This is a genomic window from Bradyrhizobium vignae (assembly GCF_004114425.1).
Lineage (GTDB): Bacteria > Pseudomonadota > Alphaproteobacteria > Rhizobiales > Xanthobacteraceae > Bradyrhizobium > Bradyrhizobium vignae.
The window spans coordinates 1-3069 of sequence record NZ_RDQF01000124.1 but is presented as its reverse complement, the minus strand read 5'-3'; the positions used below and the strand labels follow the sequence as shown (position 1 = coordinate 3069).

At 57.2% G+C, this 3069-nt stretch carries 4 protein-coding genes; 2 read left to right on the top strand and 2 right to left on the bottom strand.

What is annotated here, in order from left to right:
• Positions 1-217, bottom strand: a 217-nt coding sequence (locus EAV90_RS38895) for a helix-turn-helix domain-containing protein (RefSeq protein ID WP_164937209.1), incomplete at its 3' end; no start/stop codon positions are given.
• Positions 218-880: 663 nt separating this feature from the next.
• Between EAV90_RS38895 and EAV90_RS38890 the strand changes: the two genes are divergently transcribed.
• The gene (locus tag EAV90_RS38890) at positions 881-1105 is read left to right on the top strand and encodes a hypothetical protein (RefSeq protein WP_129146450.1); all 225 of its coding nucleotides are present in this window, start codon (positions 881-883) and stop codon (positions 1103-1105) included.
• A 70-nt stretch (positions 1106-1175) separates the two neighbouring features.
• On the opposite strand, the gene EAV90_RS38885 is transcribed toward EAV90_RS38890, so the two are convergent.
• Positions 1176-1799 carry a TetR family transcriptional regulator gene (locus EAV90_RS38885; RefSeq protein WP_129146449.1) on the bottom strand — a complete coding sequence of 208 codons (624 nt, stop codon included), beginning with the start codon at positions 1797-1799 and terminating at the stop codon, positions 1176-1178.
• A 77-nt stretch (positions 1800-1876) separates the two neighbouring features.
• Between EAV90_RS38885 and EAV90_RS38880 the strand changes: the two genes are divergently transcribed.
• Positions 1877-2788 (top strand): SDR family oxidoreductase, encoded by a 912-nt coding sequence (locus EAV90_RS38880; protein ID WP_129146448.1) that lies wholly within the window; start codon positions 1877-1879, stop codon positions 2786-2788.
• The last annotated feature ends 281 nt before the right edge of the window (positions 2789-3069 follow it).

Here is a 3069-nt window from a genome sequence, read left to right as displayed (position 1 = left end):
GATAAGATCCATCCGGCAAGCGCGCGAGCAGGCGGTATTGTTGCAGCGACAAAGCAAGCCGCAGGATCGTGCTCTTGACGAGACCGGTCCGCTCGGCCAACTCCGCCAGCGACAAAGCACCGTCGCCCCGACGGAACGCGGTCAATACCGCGAGTGCCCGTTCGGCTGCCGATACGCCCTTGAGTCCCGCCTCCTTTTTCGCGGTCTGCTTTGCCATGTCCACCCTCATCTCCGCCACTTCCTAAGGCATTCTGCCCGCAGAGAGAAGGGGCTACGACATCGTAACGAATTCCAGAAAAGTGCAGGTTTCGTAAACTCGGCGGGGATTGTGAACCGCACCAGTTTCGCACCAGAAACGCTCCGACCGAAGCGCGACGAACCCAAACGGAATCGAACGAAAGCACCGGAAAATTAAGGAAGACGATCGATCTTCCGCCGCTCATAACGGTCTGGTTGCAGGTTCGAGTCCTGCCGGGCCCACCAGCGGATCAATGGCTTTGTGCGGACACGAAAGAGTGACTCGATTCCGCGATAAGAGTGACTCGATTCCCGCCTTTAAGAGTGACTCGATTTCGTAGGCCGCTGATGCCGCTCGGTTTTCCCGCCTGATTTTTTCTGACGCCCAAGCGCGCGGACGAAGGAGTCGAGGGGGGTCTTTTCGACTTGGTGTAGGTCAAACGCGCTCCGGCGGTTGCCGTGCGCGGGCGTTCCTGGACAACTGGGCCGAGCAGGTCGTTTCCGAAGAGCCGGCACCGTCATCTTCACCAGCGTGGCGGTGAGGCTGACCTCAAAGCTGATCGATCACGATAAGTGCATCGCAGGATCCTCCGTACCGTCCGATGACGTCGTTTTGAGCGGTTCTGATCACTCGAACTATGTCTTGGCCGAGATACTGGGACGTCGCGACACTCGTTACTCCGGGAAGATGATCAAGGTGTGCGTCATCTCGGTCGTCGACGGACTCAGGGTCGGCGACGAGAGAATAATAATCGCCAACAAGGAAATCGACGACCACGGTTGCATTTTCCCGATGGTTCAAACGCTTCAAGAGAAGCTCAACGCAAGGCGCATCGCCGGCGGCCGCTGTGTTTGGACATTTTGTTAGCGGCGACGAGAGCGTTTGGCGTCATTCTGTTTTTAAGACGCATGAGTCCGCAAGGGGCACATCTCCGAAATCACGGGTGCGTGTCGCCTGAGCGGACCTCCTTGGCGAGGCTGCCGAATATTTCCTCCAGGAGTTCGACTATGGGCCGCGCGCCCTTCTCCTGATTGAAGATGTCTCCGGCAATTCGTATGGCGCCGACTGAGAGCATCGCGACGATCCGCAACGCCATTGATCGTTCGGGCTCGGGCCACCGCTCTTTGAGCGCTTCGTAAATCTCACCTTCCTGCTGCACGTAGTATGCCTGCTTGCGCGCCTGAACGCTCGGGCTCGTCCGCATCAGTCGGTCCAACTTGATCATGTCTTTCGACGGAATAGCGTTACAGACACTGACGACCGCATCCCGAACCGTGTCGATCGGCGCCGAGCCTGCGGAAGCCTTTCGTACCGCATCTGTCAGCATCTCGCCAATCCCACTTTGGAGGGACAGCAAAATCTCGTCCTTTGACGTGAAGTAGTAGAAGAAGGTTCTGCGCGAGATTCCTGCTGCGGCAGCGATTTCGTCGAGCGTTGTATGATCGAAGCCATTTTTAAGGAAAAGAGCGATGCCCTTCTCCGTGATGCGTTTCTTGGTCTCGCGCTTCTTCCGCTCCCGCAGGCCGCCGCCCTCTTTATCGTCACGCCCGGAATTGCCCAAAGCCACCCTCTTGCAAAATTACACTTAGTGCAATATTTATTCTACACCAAGTGCGAAAATTGTGAAAGCGACGCTAAATGGCAAAGTGGACCGCAGCCGACATCCCTGATCAGCATGGACGAACCGCCGTAGTAACCGGAACCGGTGGATTAGGATTGGAGACGGCCCTCGCGCTGGCCCGAGCAGGATGTGACGTGACCATAGCCGGTCGCAACCCTCAAAAAGGCGCTCACGCAGTATCTCACATCGAACACGCCGTGCCGGGTGCGACTGTGCGGTTCGGCAAGCTCGATCTTGCAGATCTATCTTCGGTTGCCTCATTCGCACAGCAGATGGAGGATGAGAAGCAGAGCTTGGACCTTCTGGTGAACAACGCGGGCGTCATGGTCCCGCCGAAACGGCAAGAAACGAGTGACGGCTTCGAACTGCAACTCGGTACGAACTACCTCGGTCACTTCGCATTGACTGCTCGTCTGAAATCGCTCCTCGCAAAAGGGAGGGACGCGCGCGTCGTCACGCTCTCAAGCCTTGCTGCTAACGGTGGACACTTCGATTTTGATGACATCAATGCCGAGAAGAACTATCGGCCACTGGCCGCCTACAGCCAATCGAAGCTCGCATGCTTGTTGTTTGCACTCGAGCTTGACAGCCGCAGCCGCGCCGCTGGATGGGGTTTCTCAAGCATGGCTGCTCACCCTGGCATCGCGCGGACTGATCTAGTGCATAACACCCTTGGTCGGCGAAGCGTGGCGGGACTTGCACGAACACTTTTTTGGTTCCTGCTTCAGCCCGTATCGCAAGGCGCGCTGCCCCAGTTATATGCTGCCACGTCCAGCCACGCGGAGGGAGGTGGCTACTATGGTCCCGACGGGCTCCGTGAAACCCGCGGGCACCCGCACCCCGCACGCGTTCCTCCGCAAGCACTCGATTCCGTCGCTAGACGCAAGCTATGGGAGATCTCCGAACGAATGACCCAGGTGGCGTTTTAATAGCGTGGGTCTGGACACGGGTCGAAGCCGAACTTTATCCATACCTGAACTCTTGTCTCATGGCCCTTCAGCGACCTCGGAAGGCGTCCGCTTTTTCGCCCCTGTTTGGAGGTGGAGCGGACACCGGCAGCAAACTTCTTAATGAGTACACGGCCTAGCACTACTTTGGCAGATTGTTGATTTTGGCGCGTTTTATAGGATTCCCGAATCAATTTTTCAATGATTCATGGGTGGTCGGCTCTTGGAGGGCTGACCATGCTGGGATGGGAAGACGAACTCGA